The organism is Microbacterium sp. SWDP-B6 (assembly GCF_059803615.1).
The window spans coordinates 833,820-853,383 of record NZ_JAPFGV010000001.1; the positions used below are offsets into that span (position 1 = coordinate 833,820).

Annotated in this window: 21 protein-coding genes; 3 read left to right on the top strand and 18 right to left on the bottom strand. The window is 67.1% G+C overall.

Annotated elements, in window-relative coordinates; translation table 11 throughout:
• Positions 1-5 precede the first annotated feature (5 nt).
• A complete protein-coding gene (locus OPU70_RS04215; protein ID WP_498557203.1) occupies positions 6-500 on the bottom strand; it encodes an OsmC family protein in 495 nt (164 codons plus the stop codon).
• A gap of 81 nt (positions 501-581) precedes the next feature.
• Here OPU70_RS04215 and OPU70_RS04220 point away from each other — a divergent pair, with 81 nt between their 5' ends.
• On the top strand, positions 582-1,577 hold the full coding sequence (locus OPU70_RS04220; RefSeq protein ID WP_042541841.1) for an asparaginase: 996 nt from the start codon (positions 582-584) through the stop codon (positions 1,575-1,577).
• Between the two features lie 19 nt (positions 1,578-1,596).
• On the opposite strand, the gene OPU70_RS04225 is transcribed toward OPU70_RS04220, so the two are convergent.
• From OPU70_RS04225 to prmC, 16 genes are all read right to left on the bottom strand, one after another.
• Entirely contained in the window at positions 1,597-4,362 is a 2,766-nt protein-coding gene (locus OPU70_RS04225) for an FtsK/SpoIIIE domain-containing protein (RefSeq protein WP_042541842.1), read from the bottom strand.
• Between the two features lie 57 nt (positions 4,363-4,419).
• On the bottom strand, positions 4,420-5,259 hold the full coding sequence (locus tag OPU70_RS04230) for a PP2C family protein-serine/threonine phosphatase (RefSeq protein ID WP_042541843.1): 840 nt from the start codon (positions 5,257-5,259) through the stop codon (positions 4,420-4,422).
• A gap of 242 nt (positions 5,260-5,501) precedes the next feature.
• On the bottom strand, positions 5,502-6,287 hold the full coding sequence (locus OPU70_RS04235; RefSeq protein ID WP_052493006.1) for a DUF5684 domain-containing protein: 786 nt from the start codon (positions 6,285-6,287) through the stop codon (positions 5,502-5,504).
• Between the two features lie 118 nt (positions 6,288-6,405).
• Positions 6,406-7,152, bottom strand: a complete 747-nt coding sequence (locus OPU70_RS04240; protein WP_498557204.1) for a YaaA family protein — start codon at positions 7,150-7,152, stop codon at positions 6,406-6,408.
• Between the two features lie 73 nt (positions 7,153-7,225).
• Entirely contained in the window at positions 7,226-7,486 is a 261-nt protein-coding gene (locus OPU70_RS04245) for a F0F1 ATP synthase subunit epsilon (RefSeq protein ID WP_042541845.1), read from the bottom strand.
• A gap of 2 nt (positions 7,487-7,488) precedes the next feature.
• Positions 7,489-8,943: a F0F1 ATP synthase subunit beta gene (atpD, locus tag OPU70_RS04250; protein WP_042541846.1), complete on the bottom strand. Its 1,455-nt coding sequence runs from the start codon at positions 8,941-8,943 to the stop codon at positions 7,489-7,491.
• Between the two features lie 21 nt (positions 8,944-8,964).
• Positions 8,965-9,864 carry a F0F1 ATP synthase subunit gamma gene (locus OPU70_RS04255; protein ID WP_042541847.1) on the bottom strand — a complete coding sequence of 300 codons (900 nt, stop codon included), beginning with the start codon at positions 9,862-9,864 and terminating at the stop codon, positions 8,965-8,967.
• Positions 9,865-9,884: 20 nt separating this feature from the next.
• Positions 9,885-11,525, bottom strand: coding sequence for a F0F1 ATP synthase subunit alpha (gene atpA, locus OPU70_RS04260; protein WP_042541848.1), 1,641 nt, complete (start codon positions 11,523-11,525; stop codon positions 9,885-9,887).
• 47 nt (positions 11,526-11,572) lie between these two features.
• Positions 11,573-12,361, bottom strand: coding sequence for a F0F1 ATP synthase subunit delta (locus OPU70_RS04265; RefSeq protein WP_042541849.1), 789 nt, complete (start codon positions 12,359-12,361; stop codon positions 11,573-11,575).
• Positions 12,361-12,915 (bottom strand): F0F1 ATP synthase subunit B, encoded by a 555-nt coding sequence (locus tag OPU70_RS04270; RefSeq protein ID WP_042541850.1) that lies wholly within the window; start codon positions 12,913-12,915, stop codon positions 12,361-12,363. The genes OPU70_RS04265 and OPU70_RS04270 overlap by 1 nt, the downstream gene beginning before the upstream one ends.
• Before the next feature lie 27 nt (positions 12,916-12,942).
• A complete protein-coding gene (gene atpE / locus OPU70_RS04275) occupies positions 12,943-13,179 on the bottom strand; it encodes an ATP synthase F0 subunit C (protein WP_042541851.1) in 237 nt (78 codons plus the stop codon).
• A gap of 43 nt (positions 13,180-13,222) precedes the next feature.
• Positions 13,223-14,008: a F0F1 ATP synthase subunit A gene (gene atpB / locus OPU70_RS04280; protein ID WP_042541852.1), complete on the bottom strand. Its 786-nt coding sequence runs from the start codon at positions 14,006-14,008 to the stop codon at positions 13,223-13,225.
• Between the two features lie 146 nt (positions 14,009-14,154).
• Complete coding sequence (locus tag OPU70_RS04285; protein WP_042541853.1) at positions 14,155-14,730, bottom strand: Cg1360 family ATP-synthase-associated protein; 576 nt, start codon at positions 14,728-14,730, stop codon at positions 14,155-14,157.
• A complete protein-coding gene (locus OPU70_RS04290) occupies positions 14,727-15,899 on the bottom strand; it encodes an MraY family glycosyltransferase (protein ID WP_042541854.1) in 1,173 nt (390 codons plus the stop codon). The genes OPU70_RS04285 and OPU70_RS04290 overlap by 4 nt, the downstream gene beginning before the upstream one ends.
• Positions 15,896-16,603 (bottom strand): L-threonylcarbamoyladenylate synthase, encoded by a 708-nt coding sequence (locus tag OPU70_RS04295; protein ID WP_042541855.1) that lies wholly within the window; start codon positions 16,601-16,603, stop codon positions 15,896-15,898. Before OPU70_RS04295 ends, OPU70_RS04290 begins: the two co-directional genes overlap by 4 nt.
• Before the next feature lie 48 nt (positions 16,604-16,651).
• Positions 16,652-17,512: a peptide chain release factor N(5)-glutamine methyltransferase gene (prmC, locus tag OPU70_RS04300; RefSeq protein WP_498557205.1), complete on the bottom strand. Its 861-nt coding sequence runs from the start codon at positions 17,510-17,512 to the stop codon at positions 16,652-16,654.
• A gap of 100 nt (positions 17,513-17,612) precedes the next feature.
• On the opposite strand from prmC, the gene cysK reads away from it, so the two are divergent.
• Positions 17,613-18,551 (top strand): cysteine synthase A, encoded by a 939-nt coding sequence (cysK, locus tag OPU70_RS04305; RefSeq protein ID WP_498557206.1) that lies wholly within the window; start codon positions 17,613-17,615, stop codon positions 18,549-18,551.
• Positions 18,552-18,559: 8 nt separating this feature from the next.
• On the top strand, positions 18,560-19,129 hold the full coding sequence (epsC, locus tag OPU70_RS04310) for a serine O-acetyltransferase EpsC (RefSeq protein WP_042541858.1): 570 nt from the start codon (positions 18,560-18,562) through the stop codon (positions 19,127-19,129).
• Between the two features lie 16 nt (positions 19,130-19,145).
• Here the strand turns inward: epsC and OPU70_RS04315 are convergent, their stop codons facing one another.
• Positions 19,146-19,556: a phage holin family protein gene (locus tag OPU70_RS04315; RefSeq protein WP_079112633.1), complete on the bottom strand. Its 411-nt coding sequence runs from the start codon at positions 19,554-19,556 to the stop codon at positions 19,146-19,148.
• Positions 19,557-19,564 lie beyond the last annotated feature (8 nt).

Below are 19,564 nucleotides of genomic sequence, written 5' to 3' on the forward strand. Positions count from 1 at the left end.
ACCGCTCAGTCCGTCTCGGCGCGCACCAACGCCTCGTGCCGCACCGGGAAGTTCATCGAGTTCGCGATGAAGCACCATTCGTTGGCCTGCGCATGAGCACGCTCGGCCGCGTCGATCATCGACACATCCGCGACGACCACCTCCGGACGCAGCATCACCTCGACGAACGCGCCGCCGCCTTTCCCGTCCTCTCGCATCATCCCCGTAGCCGAGTCCCGATAGGAGACGACGACGACGCCTGCAGTGACGCAGGCGTGCAGGTAGGAGAGCAGATGGCACTCGGAGAGCGAGGCGAGCAGCAGATCCTCGGGATTCCACCGCGACGGATCGCCACGGAACGGCTTGTCGGCTGAGGCGAGGATGTCGGGCTTGCCCGCGACCTCCAGCGTGACATCGCGACGATATTCGCGATAGCCGCTGGTGCCGGTGCCGGAGTTGCCGGTCCAGGTGGAGCTGAGTGAATAGCGATGCTCGCCGAGCGGCACTGGTCTATCTGCCATGTCGACAGTCTGCCACCAGGAAGCCCTCGACGATCCCCGCGCCTGGCACTGCGTGCACCCAACCGACGATATCCTTGGGAGGTGCTGGAGACTCTCACCGTTCAAGATGCCGTGGAACTCGCCGTCGTCGAACGGAGCGGATTCATCGAGTCCCGCCACGCGGGAGCAGCGGTGGTGCTCTCACCTGATGGCGACATCGTCGCGCGCTATGGGAACGCGGACGCTCTGATCCTGCCTCGCTCGAGCCTCAAGCCGTTGCAGGCCGTGGCGTGCATCACCGCAGGAGCCGCTCTGGAGGGCGCGCAGCTCGCCATGTCCACCGCGAGCCACAGCGGCACCGACCGTCATGCCGCGGTCGTCCGCGACGTCCTCACCGAGGGCGGCCTCACCGAGGACCACCTGGGTTGCCCGCCGGCGTGGCCCGGCGATACGTCCGCCCGTGACGAGCTCGTGCGCGAGCACGGTGCGCAGACCCGCATCCGCATGAACTGCTCCGGCAAACATGCGGCGATGCTTCGCGCCTGCGTCGCGACCGGCTGGCCCACCGACAGCTACCTCGACCCGACTCACCCGCTGCAGCTGCACATCCGCGAGGTCATCGAGCGTCTGACCGGCGAGAAGGTCGCCCACACGGCGATCGACGGATGCGGCGCCCCGGTCTACGCGATCACGCTGACGGGTCTCGCCCGTTCGATCCACCGGATCGGCACCGCCTCCGATCGCTCTCCGTTCGCCCTGCATCGGGTCGCAGGTTCTCTGGTGCGCGCGGTGCGCGAGCACCCGTGGACCATCGACGGACCCGGTCGCCCTGACACCATCGCGATCGAGAAGCTCGGGGTGTTCGCGAAGGGCGGCGCAGAGGGCGTCATGGTCATGGTCGCTCCGAACGGAACGACCGTGGCGCTGAAGATGCTCGACGGCGGCGCACGCGCATCGACCATCGTGGCCGCGACTCTGCTCGCACGCGCAGGCGGGCTCACCGACTCCGAGGTCGCGACTCTCTCCGCCGCTCTGCCTCTCGAGGTGCTCGGTGGCGGCGCGGAGGTCGGAGCCGTCCGCCCCGGCAGCGGCATCTGACCACACGACGTACCGCTGCTCATCGCCCGGACGCCAGTGCCGGGACCACGACACGACGAGGCCCGGCGTCGCCGATCAGAGACCAGGCACGTCCGGCATGCAGTCGCGCGTAGGGCGGGAGTTCTCGCACGCCCGCGAGCTGCCGCAGCTCGGCGGCGTTCTCTGCCCGAATGAGAGTCTCACCCTCTCGGCGCACCCGTTGCCACAGCGGCCAGTTCCGTTGCCACGCGTCCGCGTCGCCGATCACTATGGTCGGACGTGTCGACGCCGTGAGGTCGCGAGGTTCACCCGAGAGCGCCACGACATCGCATCCTGGGTGCGCGGCGGCCAGCGATTCGGCGACCGTCGGCACCCCCGCGGTGACGAGCGCCGTGAGAGCGCATCGCGGCGACCAACCGCTGTCCTGCCGATACCGAGAGGCACCGTGGGCAGGGCCTGACGATCGCAGTCGCTCCTCGGGTACCCAGACCAGCTGAATCTCTCGATCTCCCATCCGCATCCGCCCCGGCGGTCGGTCTCGATCGAAACCGTCGGACTCGCCGCCTGCGGCGAGATGATCGACACGGCTCGGCATCCTCAGGAGCCCCCGGCGTGGCAGCGCATCGAGAAGCCGACCGATGGGCCCCGCCGCTCTCGTCGCCGTGAGCACGAAGGTGGTACGGGAACCGTGCCGCAGGATCTGATCCCAGAGCTGCGCGACATGCTGACCGTATTCCACAGGCAGCTCGCTGATCCTGACGTCGATGTCGTCGCAGAGAACGAGACCTGCGCCGCGCGATCCGTCTGCAGCCAGAGCGACGACGGCGTCCCAGGCGTGCTCCGGGTCGGACGGTATCCAGAGCGGGTCTGCGTGCTGCTTGGCCAGCGCACGCAGAGCCGAGGAACGCCCCGACCCCGGCCCGCCCAGGAGCACGATGCCACGATCGGACCCGATTGAGAGGAACACGAGCGGCTGGCGCTGACGCTCCGGCTCGTCGGCTCGCCCCAGAACGGCATCGCCCTTCCGCGTCTCCACCTGAAGCGTGGCCAGTGGGAGCATGCGCGGAAGCACGGGCAGCCACGGGCTGTGCGGGCTTTCGGCGTCGGCCCATCTCATGGCGATGGCTCTCAGGTCGGCCGCGCCCGTCAGCGCCACTCTCATCGCCGTCGGTTCCGCATCCTGGGGACGACGGACCAACGCCAGTCCCCTGGACTCCACCCCGCCGGGAAGCTCAGCCGCACCGTCGGTGCCGATCACGGCGCGGCTGTCTGCGGCGTCTGCGACGCGCAGGCTCACTCGAAGCGGGCAGTTGGCTGCCAGCGCATCGCGGATCACGCCGGAAGCACGCTGGGTTCCGAGGATCAGATGCATACCGAGGGCTCTGCCCCGAGCAGCGATATCGGTGAACACGGCACCGAGGTCGGCATGATCCTGAAGCAGCGCCGCGAACTCGTCGACCACGATCACCAGCCTCGCCATTCCGATCTCCCGCACATCACGTGCGCCGGCCTCTGCGAGGACGGACTCACGGCGGCGCAGCTCTGCGGTCAGGCTCGAGACTCCTCTGCGCGCACCCTCCTCATCGAGATCCGTGATGACCGCGGCCACCTGCGGAAGCGTCCGAAGCGGCTCGAAAGCCGTGCCCCCTTTGAAATCCGCCAGGACGAAAGTCACTCGATCCGGCCCATGGCTGCTCGCCATGGCTGTCACCCACGACACCAGCAGCTCGCTCTTGCCGCTGCCCGTCGTGCCGGTCACGATGGCGTGCGGCCCGTCGTCGACGATGTCGAGCAGGACGTCGGCGTGTTCGCCTCGGCCCACCACCGCAGCGAGACCGACCTGCGACTCGGGCTGGCGGAGGTCGCTCAGTGCCACCCTGCTCGGGAGCGAGTCCAGCTCATCGCCCTCGACCGAGCTCTCTTCTGCGGTCGCGATCGCTTGATCGCGGGACACGCATTCGGTGGAGACCTCGACGATCCCCTGCGGTGTGCGCACGCTCGCGCGGTGCGGCTCGACGATGTCGATGACCGTCGTGATTCCCTCGGGGACATCCTCGCCGCGTCCGAGCAGCCAGATCACGGCGTCAGCCGCCGGCCGGGGGTCCCCGCTTCGCGCCACCGCGACGCTGAGCGACCCGCGCCGCGTGAAGCGCGCCTGCGGAAACCGCGCGACCCCCAGCTCCTCGAGATGTGGGCCGACGATCGACATCTGCGCAGCTCCGAATCTCACACACAGCTGCACCACGAGGGCTCTCGCTACGGAGGCGACGACGGGGTGCGCACCGCGCAGACCGAGGCCACTGCTGAGCGGAACCGTCATCGGCACGTTCTCGACCCTGGCGCATCGCGTTCTGAAGTCTCGTTCGCGTTCCCCGTCGCCTCCCGACGCCCGCACACCGCTGGTGCCGACACCGCTGCCGACGACGATCTCGGTGTCGGCGTCCGGTGGCTCGAGGCCGCGCAGCGGAGGTTGCGCCAGACCTGCGGCCGCATCGGGATGACGGTGCCATCGCATCTGACGCTCGTCATCATGGAGCCGTGACAGCTGCGCTTCCGCGAGCGACCACGCCGCCGCGCTCTCGGCCTCCGCGACGCGGAACGCCTTTCGCCGGGAGCGCGACCCGTCGATCAGCGACGCGAGGATCATCAGAGGTCCGAGGGCTGCGAAGCACAGCGAGAACAGGGAACCGGTGACGAGCCAGAGCACCACCCCGGCGGCGACGGGCACGAGCGCCGCGATGAACGGCGTCGGCGGTCTGCGTGCGGGCACGGGGGCGGCGGGGATCGCTATGGGCAGAGAATCCATGCCCCCAGTGGACCGCGCGGGAGGGGCCCAGAGAGCGCCCTCCACAGGGATCGGACGTTATTCGGAGGATTCGCCCTGTGTGGAGGAGGACTCGTCCGCTGCGGAGGGGGCATCGTCAGGCGCCGAAGAGGGCTCGTCCTCGATCTGCACGATGACGAGCGTCACGTTGTCGCGGCCACCGTTCTCCAACGCCGCCGCGAGCATCGCATCGACGGCAGCGGCAGGATCGGCGTTCTCACGGAGGAAATGCTGGATGCCGTAGTCAGTGAGCTCTTTCGTCAGCCCGTCCGAGCAGATCACGAACCGGTCGCCCGGGCGGACATCGAGAGTGACGTAGTCGGGTGCAGTGAGTTCACTCGCTCCCACCGCTCGTGTGATCACATTGCTGTAGGGGTGACCCTCGGCCTCTTCGGGGCTGATCTTGCCAGCGGCGATGAGCTCCTGGACGACCGAGTGGTCGGTGGTGATCTGCACCAGACGTTCGTCCCTGAGAAGGTACACACGCGAGTCGCCGATGTTGAGCGAGGTCCAGTGCGGCTCGTCCCCCTCGAACTCGAGGAAGACCCCGGTGAGGGTGGTGCCGGTGCCTTCATCGGTGGTCTCGGGGTGGTCGGCGATGTCGGCAACGGCCAGCTGGAGCGCTCCCTCGATGGCTCCGCGATCGACCGCGCCGGCGGCGACGACCGCATCGAGTCGTCTGACCGTGCTCCGGCTCGCGATCTCTCCACCGGCATGACCCCCCATGCCGTCGGCGACGATGAACAGCGGGTAGTCCGCGAAGAACGCATCCTGATTCGTCTCACGGCGGCGCCCCACATCAGTGACACCCGCCCAGGAGAGCAACAGCGAACGCTGCGCAACCCTGACGCTGTGCGTCTTCGTCGTCGTCTCAGCCACTCATCGCCTCCGGATCGCCTGCGGGTCGGGGTCCCCCAGGACACTCACACATCGTAGTGGACGCTGCCACGGTGGCACTCGCGCCCGTGAAGGCCGCTCGCAGTCGAGCGGCGCCGTCCCGGGGCTGCGACATGACCATGCCTCCACGTTATCGTCTTCAACCGGTGCTCTGAGCCACAGAGCGTCGTCTCCGTACAGCACAGAGCCCCCGACCGAAGTCGAGGGCTCTGTGTCGCGTCAGATCAGGCCGGGGGCTGCGTGGGGTCCGTGGGCGGAACCTGCGGAGCTGCCGGGGGCGCTGCGGGCGGAGCGGGCGGAGCCGTCGGGGGTGTCGACGGCGCAGCGGGCGGAACGCCGGGTGCGGCCGGGGACGACGGCGCCGCCGGCGGTGCGTAGCCGGGCTGGGCAGGCTGAGCCGGCGGGGCGTAGCCGGGCTGAGCGGGCGGAGTGTAGCCCTGCGGCGCGGGAGGCGCATAGCCCTGCTGAGGCGCGCCGTAGCCCTGCGGAGCGCCGTAGCCGGGGCCCGCGACCGGGCGCGGCTGCACGGGCACGCCGTCCCAGACCGTGGAGTCAGCGAGGAAGCTGTTCCCTGCCCACGGAGCGGGAACGATGTTCGGGTTCCAGCGGGACTTGTCGAAGGCGTTGATGCCATACCAGACGATCGAGAGCAGAACGAACAGGACGACCCAGACAGCGTCCTTCTGCAGCTTGAGTCCGACACGCCATGCAGCGAGAGCGAGGACGACCGCGAGCGCGATACCCGTCAGGAAGTTGAGGTACGGGATGAACGAGAGCCCGATGCCGATCAGGACGACCCACGGCGAGATGTCTCCGAGCTTCGCGAAGATCATCGTGTTGTACACGGGAACCCACGCGCGCCACTTGCCCTGCACGCCCGCCTTTTCGAAGATCTTCATGAGGAAGATCGACGAGATCACATAGAACGCCAGTGCGAAGAGCAGACTGATCAAGAAGACGACGAAGAGGCCGGCGATAGCCGCCCCGTTGTCGTAATAGTCGTTGTACATGATCCCCTCCGGATCCGATGGAGCTGACGCTGTGCGCGCCGCGACACCAACCATATCGGTGTGCTGATATTTGGGGCAACGACACACGCGCGGAGATCTCCCTGCGCGACATGCTCGGTCATTCCGCGACGACGAGCTCCACGACACCGGGTTCGTCGGTGCGGCGGAGAACGAGTCCCCGGCCACCGGCCCACGTCTCCAGCGTCCGAAGCGACCGGATGCGGGGGCGGTCCTCGGCGAGAGCCCGCACGAGCAGCCCCTTGGACTTCTTGTTGAAGTGGTTGAGAGCACGACCGTGCTCCGTCACGACTCGCACGTAGCAGGAGGCGACGGCGTCCGGCACCGGGCCGAGCGCGACGTAGGCCTCGCTGCGCAGATCGAGGACGAAGTCGGGGTCCTCCCCCGCTATCGCCTCCATGGTGGCGTCAGCCCAGTGTCGGCGCAGCGCGGGCAGACCTGGAAGCGATATCCCTGCAGCGATACGGTACGTCGGTATGGGGTCGAGAGCGCCTACCGGGCCGAGCGGGGCCGAGTGGATCCACACGTGTGCGCCGAGCCAGCGACGGGATGCGGGAGCGAGACTGCCCGCGTCGAGCGCGTCATACAGGACGCCGGTGTAACGATCCACCGCCGGCATGGTCGCCGCGGAGCGCAGCATCCGATTGTGCGCGACATCGCCGGCCTGCTTCGGGCTGAGTTTCAGCACTTTCCGCGCGTGCTCTTCGTCTCCTGCAAGATCGACGAGAGCGTCGATCACCTCCTGACGCTTCGCGCTGAGGCCCGGAAGCGCGAGCGCGCCCAGGTCGAGAGGGGCACCGTCGCCTCCGGATCGCTTCGTCTCTGATGGGGGCAGCAGAATCTTCATGACACCTCGGTGATACAGACGCGTCCGCCCCGACCCCCGGAGGGGTCGAGGCGGACGCGATGAACTGAACTGCTCAGGCGATGAGAGCCGCGTTGCCTGCCACGATCGTCAGGACGTCGCCCTCCATCGAGAGGAAGCCGTCCTGCGCGTTGGCGAGCACCTTGGTGCCATCCGTCTGAGTGATGCGGACCTGGCCTTCGGCGAGGATGGCCAGAACCGGCTCGTGGCCGGTCATGAAGCCGATCTCACCCTCGACGGTCTTGGCGACCACGAGGCTCGCCTCTCCCGTCCAGACCTCCGCATCCGCGGAGACGAGGCTGACATGCAATGCCATGGTCAGCCGTTCTCCTTCTGGATCTTCGCCCACTGCTCTTCGACGTCCGAGATGCCACCGACGTTGAAGAAGGCCTGCTCGGCGACGTGGTCGAAGTCACCGCGGGTGATCGCATCGAAGGACTCGATGGTCTCCTTCAGCGGGACGGTCGAACCCTCGACACCCGTGAACTTCTTGGCCATGTAGGTGTTCTGCGAGAGGAACTGCTGGATGCGGCGTGCACGCGACACGACGATCTTGTCCTCTTCGGAGAGCTCGTCGACACCGAGGATGGCGATGATCTCCTGCAGTTCCTTGTTCTTCTGGAGGATCTGCTTGACCGTGGTGGCGACGCGGTAGTGGTCCTCGCCCAAGTAGCGGGGGTCCATGATGCGCGACGTCGAGGTCAGCGGGTCGATGGCCGGGTACAGACCCTTCGACGCGATCTCACGCGAGAGCTCCGTGGTGGCGTCGAGGTGGGCGAACGTGGTCGCCGGGGCCGGGTCCGTGTAGTCATCGGCGGGCACGTAGATCGCCTGCAGCGAGGTGATCGAGTGGCCACGGGTCGACGTGATGCGCTCCTGGAGCACACCCATCTCGTCGGCGAGGTTCGGCTGGTAACCCACGGCGGAGGGCATGCGGCCCAGCAGCGTGGAGACCTCGGAACCGGCCTGCGTGAAGCGGAAGATGTTGTCGATGAAGAGCAGCACGTCCTGCTTCTGCACGTCACGGAAGTACTCCGCCATCGTCAGAGCCGAGAGGGCGACGCGCAGACGCGTTCCCGGCGGCTCGTCCATCTGGCCGAAGACGAGGGCCGTCTTGTCGAAGACACCCGCCTCTTCCATCTCGTGGATCAGGTCGTTGCCCTCACGGGTACGCTCGCCGACACCGGCGAACACCGACACACCACCGTGGTCCTGCGCGACGCGCTGGATCATCTCCTGGATGAGGACGGTCTTGCCGACACCGGCTCCACCGAACAGACCGATCTTTCCACCCAGCACGTAGGGCGTCAGAAGGTCGATCGACTTGATGCCGGTCTCGAACATGGTGGTCTTCGACTCGAGCTGGTCGAAGTTCGGAGCCTTGCGGTGGATGGGCCAGCGCTCGGTGACCTCGATGGTCTCACCGGGCTCGAGGTTCAGGACCTCGCCGATCACGTTGAAGACCTTGCCCTTGGTGACGTCGCCGACGGGGACCGAGATGGCCTCGCCGGTGTCGCGCACTTCCTGGCCGCGCACGATGCCGTCGGTCGGCTTCAGAGCGATGGCGCGAACGAGGTCGTCACCGAGGTGCTGAGCGACCTCGAGGGTGATCTCGACCGAAGAGTCGCCGATCACGATCGTGGTCTTGAGTGCGTTGTAGATGTCGGGGATCGAGTCGTGCGGGAACTCGATGTCGACAACCGGACCGTTGACGCGTGCGACGCGCCCGACGACCGCGGTCGCCGGCTGGTCAGCCGTAGCGGTGGGGGTCATTTTCGTCTCTCTCCTGATGGTCTATTTGCTCGACGAGAGTGCGTCGGCGCCGCCGACGATCTCCGCGATCTGCTGCGTGATCTCCGCCTGACGCGCGTTGTTGCGCAGACGGGTGTAGTCGGTGATGAGCTTGTCGGCGTTGTCGCTGGCCGACTTCATCGCCTTCTGCGTCGCGGCCTGCTTGGCAGCAGACGACTGCAGGAGAGCGTTGAAGACACGGCTCTGGATGTACACCGGCAGGATCGCGTCGAGGACTGTCTCGGCATCCGGCTCGAACTCGTACAACGGATAGACGGCGTTGCCGGCCTCCGAGTCGTCGGCTTCCGTGATCTCCAACGGAAGCAGACGCACGGACTCGGGCGACTGCGTCATCATGCTGACGAAACGGTTGTACACGAGATGGATCTCGTCGACGCCGCCGTCGTCTGCCCCGCGGCCGAAGTCCTCGAGCAGCTTCGCCGAGATCTCCTCTGCGGTGTGGAACGACGGGGTGTCGGTGTCGCCGGTCCACTCCGCAGCCGCCGCGATGCGACGGAACTGGAAGTAGCCGACGGCCTTGCGTCCGACGAGGTAGAACACCGGCTCCTTGCCCTGCTCGCGCAGGAGCTCCGCAACCTCGAGACCCTCACGGAGGATCTGCGAGTTGAAGGCTCCGGCGAGACCGCGGTCCGACGAGAAGATCACGACCGCGGAGCGGCGGATCGTCTCGGGCTCGCGCGTGAGCGGGTGGTCGACGTTCGAGTGCGTCGCGACGGCGGACACGGCCCTCGTCACGGCTCGCGCGAAGGGACTGGACGCTTTGACACGTCCCATCGCCTTCTGGATGCGCGAAGCCGCGATGAGTTCCATCGCCTTCGTGATCTTCTTGGTCGTCTGAGCAGAGCTGATCTTCTGCTTGTAGACCCTGAGTTGAGCGCCCATGAGTTCAGTTCCTCACGCGGTTACGCGCGACGACCCTTGACGATCTTCTCCTGGTTGACGTCGTCAGCCTCTGCTGCAGCGTGCTCCTCGTGGCCGGGAGCGCCGATGGCGTGTCCCTTGCCACCCTGGAACTCCAGGATGAAAGCGTCAGTGTGCTTCTCGAGCTCGGCGACGGTGTCGTCGTCGAGGACGTTGGTGTCGCGCAGCGTCTCGAGAACCTGGGTGTTGCGACGCAGGTAGTCGAGCAGCTCACGCTCGAAGCGCAGGACGTCGGAGACCTCGATGGTGTCGAGCTTTCCCTTGGTTCCGGCCCAGATCGAGACGACCTGCTCCTCGACCGGGTACGGCGAGTACTGAGGCTGCTTGAGCAGCTCGGTGAGACGCGCACCGCGAGAGAGCTGACGACGCGAAGCCGCGTCGAGGTCGGACGCGAACATCGCGAACGCCTCGAGCGAGCGGTACTGCGCGAGCTCCAGCTTCAAGGTTCCGGAGACCTTCTTGATCGACTTCACCTGAGCGTCACCGCCGACTCGCGAGACCGAGATACCCACGTCGACCGCGGGACGCTGGTTGGCGTTGAAGAGGTCGGACTGCAGGAAGATCTGGCCGTCGGTGATCGAGATCACGTTGGTCGGGATGTATGCCGAGACGTCGTTCGCCTTGGTCTCGATGATCGGCAGACCGGTCATCGAGCCCGCGCCGAGCTCGTCGGACAGCTTCGCGCAACGCTCGAGCAGACGCGAGTGCAGGTAGAAGACGTCACCCGGGTATGCCTCGCGGCCCGGCGGACGGCGCAGCAGGAGCGATACGGCACGGTAGGCCTCAGCCTGCTTCGACAGGTCGTCGAAGATGATGAGGACGTGCTTGCCGCCGTACATCCAGTGCTGACCGATGGCCGAACCGGTGTACGGAGCGAGGTACTTGAAACCGGCGGGGTCGGATGCAGGAGCGGCCACGATGGTGGTGTACTCCAGAGCGCCGGCCTCTTCGAGCGCGCCCTTCACCGAAGCGATGGTCGAGCCCTTCTGGCCGATCGCGACGTAGATGCAGCGAACCTGCTTGTTGACGTCGCCCGACTCCCAGTTGTCCTTCTGGTTGATGATCGTGTCGATCGCGATGGCCGTCTTACCGGTCTGGCGGTCGCCGATGATCAGCTGACGCTGACCGCGGCCGACGGGGATCATCGCGTCGATGGCCTTGATGCCGGTCTGCATCGGCTCGTGGACCGACTTGCGCTGCATGACGCCGGGAGCCTGAAGCTCGAGCTCACGCACGCCGTCGGTGGCGATGGAGCCGAGGCCGTCGATCGGGTTGCCCAGCGGGTCGACCACGCGGCCCAGGTAGCCGTCGCCGACGGGGACGGAGAGGACCTCACCCGTGCGGGTGACCTCCTGGCCGGCCTCGACGCCGGTGAACTCACCGAGCACGACGACACCGATCTGGTGCTCGTCGAGGTTGAGCGCGAGTCCCTTGGTGCCGTCTGCGAAGGTGACGAGCTCGTTCGCCATCACGCCGGGAAGTCCCTCGACGTGCGCGATGCCGTCTGCCGCGTCGATGACGGTGCCGACCTCGGTCGCCGCGGCCCCAGTGGGCTCGTATGCTGCGGCGAAGTCCTTCAGCGCGTCACGGATGACGTCGGGGCTGATCGATAGTTCTGCCATTGTCTTCCCTTTGTATCTGGGTGCGCGGTTCCCCGCGCGAAGTCGTGTTAGCCGGCGAGCTTCTGGCGAAGGTCGGCGAGACGGGCGGAGATGCTGCCGTCGATGACGTCATCGGCGATCTGCACGCGCAGGCCTCCGACGACGGCGGGGTCAGAGACCTCGTTGAGCGAGATCTTGCCGTCGTAGCGACGCGAGAGTGCGTCCCTGAGACGAGTGCGCTGCGCATCCGTGAGCGGCTTGGCGCTGTGCACAGTGGCCACCACGCGGTCGCCCTGATCTGCGACGACCCGCGTTGCGCGACCGAGCATCTGACGCACGCGGCGATCACGAGGCTGGCGGACCAGCGACGAGACGATCACCGCAGTCGCGTCGCTGACGCCACCTGCGAGCAGCTTGTCGACGAGTGCACCCTTGGCGTCTTCTCCCCCGAGGCGGCTCCCGAGCGCGAGCTCGAGTTCCGCGTTCGCGGCGATCACGCGGGTGAAGCCGAACAGCTCTCCCGCGATGTCGGCCTGGGGCTCGGCGAGGGCAGCAGCTCGGATGGCGAGCTCCTCGATGCCGTCGACCAGCTGCGACGCCGAAGACCAGCGCTCGGCGACGACGGTCTTCAAGACACTCTGGGCGTCCTGAGAGAACCCGCCGAACACCGCTGCGACGACGTTCTGTCGCGCCTCGACCGGAGCCGAGGCGTCGGCGAGCGCGCCGCTCAAATGAGACGACTCCGTCACGGCACGCGCGGCTGCGAACAGCTCCCGTGCCGTGTCGAGAGTGACGTCCGTCGCTGCGGCAAGCGTCTGAGTGGATGCCGCGAGTGCCTGAGTGGTCGCGCTGCCCATTACTGAGCCGCCTTCTCGGATGCTTCGAGGTCTGCGAGGAAGCGGTCGACCACTGCGGTCGCACGTGCGTCGTCGGAGAGCGTCTCGCCGACCACGCCACCGGCGAGGTCGATGGCGAGCGAGCCCACCTCGCTGCGCAGCGAGACGAGAGCGGTCTGACGCTCGGCCTCGATCTGCGTGTGCGCGGTCGCGGTGATGCGAGCAGCCTCGCTCGACGCGGCGTCCTTGGCTTCGGCGACGATCTTCTTGCCGTCCTCGCGGGCGGCCTCACGGATCTCACCGGCCTCGGTGCGTGCCTCAGCGAGCTGGCGGGTGTACTCCTCGAGCGCGGCCTCAGCCTGCTTCTGTGCTTCGTCAGCCTTGGCGATGTTGCCCTCGATGGCGGCGGACCGCTTGTCGAGCATCGCCGTGAACTTCGGAAGGGCGACCTTCCACACGACGACGAGGATGATGAGGAACCACAGACCCGACCAGATGATGTCGTACCACGCAGGGATCAGCGGGTTAGGCGTTTCTCCCTCAGCCGCGAGGTTCGTGACAAGAGCGTTCAGCATCCTGTCTCCTTCTGAAGTCGGTAGAGATTACGGGAAGGGGATGAATCCGACGGCGATGCCGACGAATGCAAGCGCCTCGGTGAAGGCGATACCGATCCACATGAGGACCTGAAGGCGACCGGCCAGCTCGGGCTGACGGGCGACGCCCTCGATGGTCTTGCCGACGACGATGCCCACGCCGATGGCCGGACCGATCGCGGCGAGGCCGTAGCCGACCGATGCGAGGTGACCGTTGATGTCTGCGAGAACCGTAGTAGCGTCCACGGGTTTTTCCTTTCGTTGGGTGGGACGGCAGTTGCCGACCCGCTCAGTGCTCTTCTGCGACCGCGAGCTGGATGTAGACCGCGGTGAGGACGGTGAAGACGTATGCCTGGAGGACGGCGACAAGAATCTCGAAGAGAGTGAAGGCGCCGCCGAAGGCGAGGGTTCCGACACCGAGAGCGGCCCAGCCGCCACCTGCGGTGAAGAAGAAGAACTGGGTTGCCGCGAAGCACAGCACCAGGAGCATGTGGCCGACGACCATGTTCATCAGGAGTCGGAGCATCAGCGTGACGGGCCGGATGATGAAGGTCGAGAGGAACTCGATGGGCGTCACGATGACGTAGACCGGCCACGGAACACCGGCCGGGAACAGCGCGTTCTTGAAGAAGCCCAGGGGGCTCTTCTTGATACCCGCGTAGATGAAGGTGACGTAGCTCACGAGTGCGAGCGTCAGCGGCACGGCGGCGATGCTCGTGCCGGCGATGTTCAGGAACGGGATGATTCCCGTGATGTTCATGAACAGCACCATGAAGAAGATCGTGGTGAGGATCGGCAGGAATCGGTTGCCGTCCTTGCGACCGAGCAGATCGTGCGCGATGTTGGTGCGGACGAAGTCCAGACCCATCTCGACGACGCTCTGGAAGCGGCCGGGGACGATCTTCATGCGACGGGTTCCGAGAACCAGGAGCAGGACCACCACCACGACGGCGAGGAACTGCACGAGGTGGATCCGGTGGACGGGGATGACCCCGAACGCGTTGAAGAGGATCTCCGGGAAGAACTCGTCGATCGAAGGTCCGTGGAACTCGCCGTCAGAGGCGAGTTTGGGCATCAGGGTCGCAGCAAGATTGAACAGCGCGGGCTCCAGCTTCGGGGCACCGGTCAGAACCGGGGCGACGATGGTCGGTGTGCTTCAAGCGCAAGCGCTCGCGAACGAGCGGCGGGCACGTGTCAACACTATCAGAATCTGAGGGTGTCCTAAGACCGAGGGGCGTCTTCGGCCGGCCCGTCCTGATCACGGGGCTCGGGAATCAGGTTGTGCCTGCCGGGCGCGCGATCCTCGGGCACGACGGTGGGCAGCTGCACACCGGGCGCGTGGTCCGTCGGCGCCTCCGAGGGCAGAGTGGCATCGCTCACGTTCGGCAGCCGCATGCGCGTGAGAACGATCACGTCGATCACCAGCGACACGATCACGCCGGCGACGATCGAGAGGAAGAAGACCATGGGGTCCAGCCACGGCTGACCGGCGAGGAGGATCATCACGAGCAGGAAGACACCGAGCTTCAGCAGCCAGCCGCCGAGCACGATCGCGAAGAACAGCTGCACGTAGAGAGGGTCGCCGAACCAGCGGTTGGCGATCAGGATGCTGAGCGCGGTGATCCCGAGGAACAGCATGGCGAGCACGACGCCGAGCAGGCCGCTCACGAGGCCCTCTCCCCCGCCGACGAGAAGACCGACACCTCCGGCGATGATCGCGAGGACCACCATCGAGAGGGCGGACCAGAGCAGCGTCCTCCGCAGGATCGGATTGCTGGAAACGGGGCTCGGGCTCACGGGGACTCCACGGGTGTCGGGTCGGACTCAGCAGACGCCGCGGGCTTCCGTCGGCGCAGAGGATTCAGGGTGATGACGAGGCACGCGGCGATTCCCACGAGGCCGAAGACGACCCCGGGAAGATACTGGCCGGGCCAGTCCTCGCGGGCGCCCACGTACATCAGGAGGACGGCGAGGGAGATGACCGCCGTCCAGGCGTAGAAGATCAGCACGGCGTCGCGGTCGCGATGGCCGAGGTCGAGCATGCGGTGATGAAGATGCTTGCGGTCGGGAGAGAACGGCGACTTTCCCGCGTTCATCCGGCGCAGAACGGCCAGCCCGAAATCGAGGAGCGGCAGCAGCACCACCAGCAGCGGAAGCAGGATCGGGATGAACGCGCCGAGGAGCTGCGATCGGCCCAGGCGCTCGGGGTCGAGGGCGGAGGGTTCGAGCTGTCCGGTCACGGCGATCGCTGACGTCGCCATCAGCAGGCCGAGGACCAGAGCGCCCGAGTCGCCCATGAAGAGCTTCGCCGGGCTCCAGTTGAAGGGCAGGAATCCGAGGCAGGCGCCGATCAGCACAGCCGCCAGGAACGAGGCGAGGTTGAAGTAGCTGGACGCGCCGGTGTCACGCGTCAGGATGTAGGAGTACGCGAAGAAGACTCCGTTGGCGATCAGGCAGACGCCGGCGACGAGCCCATCGAGTCCGTCGATGAAGTTGACCGCGTTCATCACGATGACGATCGCGAACATCGTGATGGTGATGCTCAACCAGCTCGAGAACACGATCAGATCACCGAACGGCAGGGAGAGGATCTGCAGCCCGCCCCCCACGGTGATGATCCCTGCGGCGAGGAACTGCGCGCCGAGCTTGATCATCCAGTCGAGATCCCACAGATCGTCCACGACGCCGATGACGGCGATCAGCAGCGACGCGGCGAGGATCGACCACATCGTCTGCGGCGGCATCCACATGGTGGCGAAGAATGGATTCGCGGCCGAGAATCCGATCGCTGCGGCGATGCCGAGGAAGATCGCGACGCCGCCGAGACGCGGCGTCGGGGTGGTGTGGACATCCCGCTCGCGGATCGTCGGGTAGAGCTTGAACCGCAGGCTCAGCCGCCAGACCGCCCAGGTCAACGCGAATGTGATCGCGGCGGTCAGGATGATCGTGAAGAGGTACTGCTTCACGAATCCCCGTCCGATTCCGGTGCCTGCGCGTCGGGCTCGAGCAGATCGCCGAGCACCTCCTCCAACCGCTCGCGGCTGACAGCGCCGACCCGGAGGATGCGCACGCCGCCCGTGGTGGGCTCAGCGCCGCGGGGCACCAGCGAGGTCGCGTCGACGATCGTCGACGCGATCCCGTCGCGGCTGACACCGTCGGCGAGATAGACCGAGACGCTGTCCCCGAGCATCCGCTCGGCATCGAGCGCCGAGATCGCCGACTCACGGCCCGTGAGGTTGGCGCTGGAGACCGCGAGCGGTCCCGTCTCGGCGAGCAGCTCGAGTGCGACGCGCCCTTCGGGCATCCTGACGGCGACTGTGCCCTCCGTGTCTCCCAGGTCCCAGACGAGGGAGGGCTGGGCGGGCAGGACGATGGTCAGGCCGCCGGGCCAGAACTCATCGACGAGACGCTGGACGGGCTCCGGCACGGACTCCGCGAGCGCGTGCAGGGTCTCCTTCGTGCCGATGAGCACGGGCGGGGGCTGGTTGCGCCCTCGTCCCTTGGCATCGAGGAGGCGCTGCACCGCTGCGGGCGAGAAAGCGTCGGCGGCGACGCCGTAGACCGTGTCGGTGGGCATGACGATGAGTTCGCCGCGGCTGATCGCCTGGCGGGCGTGGCGCATGCCGGCGAGGAGCTGGGCCTCATCGCCGCAATCGAAGATGGAGGACATGACGATCCGATTCTAGTTGGGGATGCCTGTGCGGTTCGTGTCCGCGTCTCAGGGGCGCAGAGCGGTCGTCGCTCTGTCTCGGAGCGTGAGGTCGCGGTGCGTCGCCGCCGCCCGCCACCCGTCGCGGGTGAGGATGCTGCGGATCTCCTCGCCCTGCAACTCGCCGTGCTCGATGACCAGAAGCCCGCCCGTATGCAACAGCTCGAGGGCGCGCACGCTGAGCACGCGCACGACGTCGAGGCCGTCCTCTCCCCCGTACAGCGCCATCGACGGATCGAAGAGGCGCACCTCGGGGTCGCGGGGAACAGCGGCGTCAGGGACGTACGGCGGGTTCGAGATCACGACGGACGCCGTGCCGTCGAGCTCGGGGAACGCATGCGCCAGGTCTTCATTCACCAGGGTGAGATTGTCCACGCCAGCGGTGTTGCGTACCGCCCACGGGTAGGCGTCGGGCGACAGCTCCGTCGCGAAGACACCCGCATGGGGCACCTCGGTGGCCATGGCGAGAGCGATCGCGCCGCTGCCTGTGCCGAGGTCGATGCCGATCGGCGCGGGAAGCGCGGAACCCAGGAGGGCGTCGATCGCGTACTGCACCACGGTCTCGGTCTCCGGTCGAGGCACGAAGACCCCCGGACCCACGGCGAGTTCCAGATGCCGGAACGGCGCGGTTCCGGTGATGTGCTGCAGCGGCTCCCTGCCCGCCCGGCGGGTGACCAGGGCTCGCAGTGAATCCGCATCCGCCTCCTCGACCGCATCGCCGCGGATGATGACGGCCTGCACCTCTCCCCGTCGCAGACCCAGGACGTGGCCCGCGAGCAGCTCGGCATCGACGAGGGGATCCGAGACGCCCGCGTCGGCGAGTTGTCGGGCCGCGGCATGCACGGCTGAGGCGAGGGTGAGATCGGGCATGGATCAAGCGTAGAGCGCAGAAGGTGTCATATTGCCCACCCCTCCAGAGTGCTCGCCTAGGCTGGAGCGCGCAGTCCCCCCGCACAGGAAGGCTCTCCCCATGCCCGGAATCCACTCCGACATCACCACCGCTTTCGGCAACACTCCCCTGGTTCGCCTGAACCGGGTCACCGAGGGCCTCGGTGCCACCGTGCTGGCCAAGCTCGAGTTCTACAACCCGGCCTCGAGTGTCAAGGACCGGCTCGGCATCGCGATCGTCGACGCCGCAGAGGCATCGGGCGAGCTCAAGCCAGGGGGCACGATCGTGGAGGCGACCAGCGGCAACACCGGTATCGCCCTGGCGATGGTCGGCGCCGCCCGCGGCTATAAGGTGATCCTGACGATGCCCGCGTCGATGTCGAAGGAGCGGCGCATGCTTCTCAAGGCATTCGGCGCCGAACTCGTGCTCACCGACCCCACCAAGGGCATGACGCACGCTCTCGCCGAGGCGGAGGACATCGCCGCCCGCACGCCGGGCGCGGTGCTGGCGAAGCAGTTCGCCAACGAGGCGAACCCCGCGATCCACCGCAAGACCACAGCGGAGGAGATCCTCCGCGACACGGAGGGCTCGGTCGACTACTTCGTCGCCGGGATCGGCACCGGCGGAACCATCACCGGTGTCGGCCAGGTTCTGAAGGAGCGCGTCCCCGGCGTGCAGATCATCGCCGTCGAGCCCAAGGACTCCCCGATTCTCACCGAGGGGCACCCCGGACCGCACAAGATCCAGGGCATCGGACCGAACTTCGTGCCCCCCATCCTCGATCGCGATGTCCTCGACGAGGTCATCGACGTCACCTTCGACGACGCCATCCGTGTCGCGCGTGAGACCGCGCGCAAGGAGGGCATCCTCGTGGGCATGTCGAGCGGCGCCGCGATCTGGGCCGCTCTGCAGGTCGCGCAGCGCCCCGAGGCTGCGGGCAAGACCATCGTCGTCATCATCCCGTCGTTCGGCGAGCGCTACCTCTCGACCGCCGTGTACGAAGACCTTCGCGAAGGCTGATCCGCTCGATGGGCATGATCGGCCGAATGCGCGAGGACATCGCGGCAGCGCGCATCCGCGACCCCGCGGCGCGCAGCGGCGCTGAGGTGGCGCTGCTGTATCCGGGGCTGCACGCGATCTGGGCGCATCGCGTCTCGCACGCGCTCTGGCGCCGACGGCTGCGGCTCGTCGCCCGGGCCACCTCGCAGATCTCGCGCTGGCTCACCGGCATCGAGATCCACCCGGGGGCGCGGATCGGCCGACGCTTCTTCATCGACCACGGCATGGGTGTGGTGATCGGCGAGACGGCGGAGATCGGCGACGACGTGATGCTCTACCACGGCGTCACGCTCGGCGGTCGCACGCGAGACGCCGGCAAGCGTCACCCCACCCTCCGCGACGGTGTCGCCGTCGGCGCGGGGGCGAAGATCCTGGGGCCGGTCACGATCGGCGAGGGCTCGGTGGTCGGGGCGAACGCCGTGGTGACCCGTGACGCCCCGGCTGACAGCATCCTCGTCGGAGTGCCGGCGAAGCCGCGGGCACGGATCATGGGTGAGGACACCAGAGCCGTGCTGACCGCGCCGGACTACTCGATCTGACGCTCTCGCGAGTGCATCACGCGCCGCGGCGCGACCGCACCTTGTCGACCTTCTTGCGGAGGAAGATCAACGGCAGCAGAACGCTGCCCAGTGCGGTGATGAGCCAGACGATCACGGATCCGAGCAGCCACCCCGAGAGATCGACGATGCGCAGCCCGCCGATCGGCAGCAGCACGACGATGACGAGCGAGATGAGCGTCGAGAAGATCCCGATGCCGCCCATCAGCACGGGCGCGTAGCGATCGGCCATCCTGCTGACCCACGGAGCGAGAACGCTCTGCAGGATCGCGAAGATCACGATGCAGACCACGAATCCCCACCATTTGTCCCACTCGATCTGGAAGCCCTCGAGCAGGAGGTCGGCGGCGATGAGGCCGAGACCTGCGGACACGAGATACATGAGCGCGCGGAACAGAAGGGTGATCACGGCCTGAG

Bases quoted from the DNA above. Each gene is read 5' to 3' on its own strand.
- OPU70_RS04215 (WP_498557203.1), bottom strand. From the start codon at position 500: ATGGCAGATAGACCAGTGCCGCTCGGCGAGCATCGCTATTCACTCAGC.
- OPU70_RS04235 (WP_052493006.1), bottom strand. From the start codon at position 6,287: ATGTACAACGACTATTACGACAACGGGGCGGCTATCGCCGGCCTCTTC.
- OPU70_RS04270 (WP_042541850.1), bottom strand. From the start codon at position 12,915: ATGCTGAACGCTCTTGTCACGAACCTCGCGGCTGAGGGAGAAACGCCT.
- OPU70_RS04240 (WP_498557204.1), bottom strand. From the start codon at position 7,152: ATGAAGATTCTGCTGCCCCCATCAGAGACGAAGCGATCCGGAGGCGAC.
- atpB (WP_042541852.1), bottom strand. From the start codon at position 14,008: ATGCCCAAACTCGCCTCTGACGGCGAGTTCCACGGACCTTCGATCGAC.
- OPU70_RS04265 (WP_042541849.1), bottom strand. From the start codon at position 12,361: ATGGGCAGCGCGACCACTCAGGCACTCGCGGCATCCACTCAGACGCTT.
- cysK (WP_498557206.1), top strand. From the start codon at position 17,613: ATGCCCGGAATCCACTCCGACATCACCACCGCTTTCGGCAACACTCCC.
- epsC (WP_042541858.1), top strand. From the start codon at position 18,560: ATGGGCATGATCGGCCGAATGCGCGAGGACATCGCGGCAGCGCGCATC.
- atpA (WP_042541848.1), bottom strand. From the start codon at position 11,525: ATGGCAGAACTATCGATCAGCCCCGACGTCATCCGTGACGCGCTGAAG.
- OPU70_RS04245 (WP_042541845.1), bottom strand. From the start codon at position 7,486: ATGGCATTGCATGTCAGCCTCGTCTCCGCGGATGCGGAGGTCTGGACG.
- prmC (WP_498557205.1), bottom strand. From the start codon at position 17,512: ATGCCCGATCTCACCCTCGCCTCAGCCGTGCATGCCGCGGCCCGACAA.
- OPU70_RS04255 (WP_042541847.1), bottom strand. From the start codon at position 9,864: ATGGGCGCTCAACTCAGGGTCTACAAGCAGAAGATCAGCTCTGCTCAG.
- OPU70_RS04295 (WP_042541855.1), bottom strand. From the start codon at position 16,603: ATGTCCTCCATCTTCGATTGCGGCGATGAGGCCCAGCTCCTCGCCGGC.
- atpD (WP_042541846.1), bottom strand. From the start codon at position 8,943: ATGACCCCCACCGCTACGGCTGACCAGCCGGCGACCGCGGTCGTCGGG.
- OPU70_RS04225 (WP_042541842.1), bottom strand. From the start codon at position 4,362: ATGGATTCTCTGCCCATAGCGATCCCCGCCGCCCCCGTGCCCGCACGC.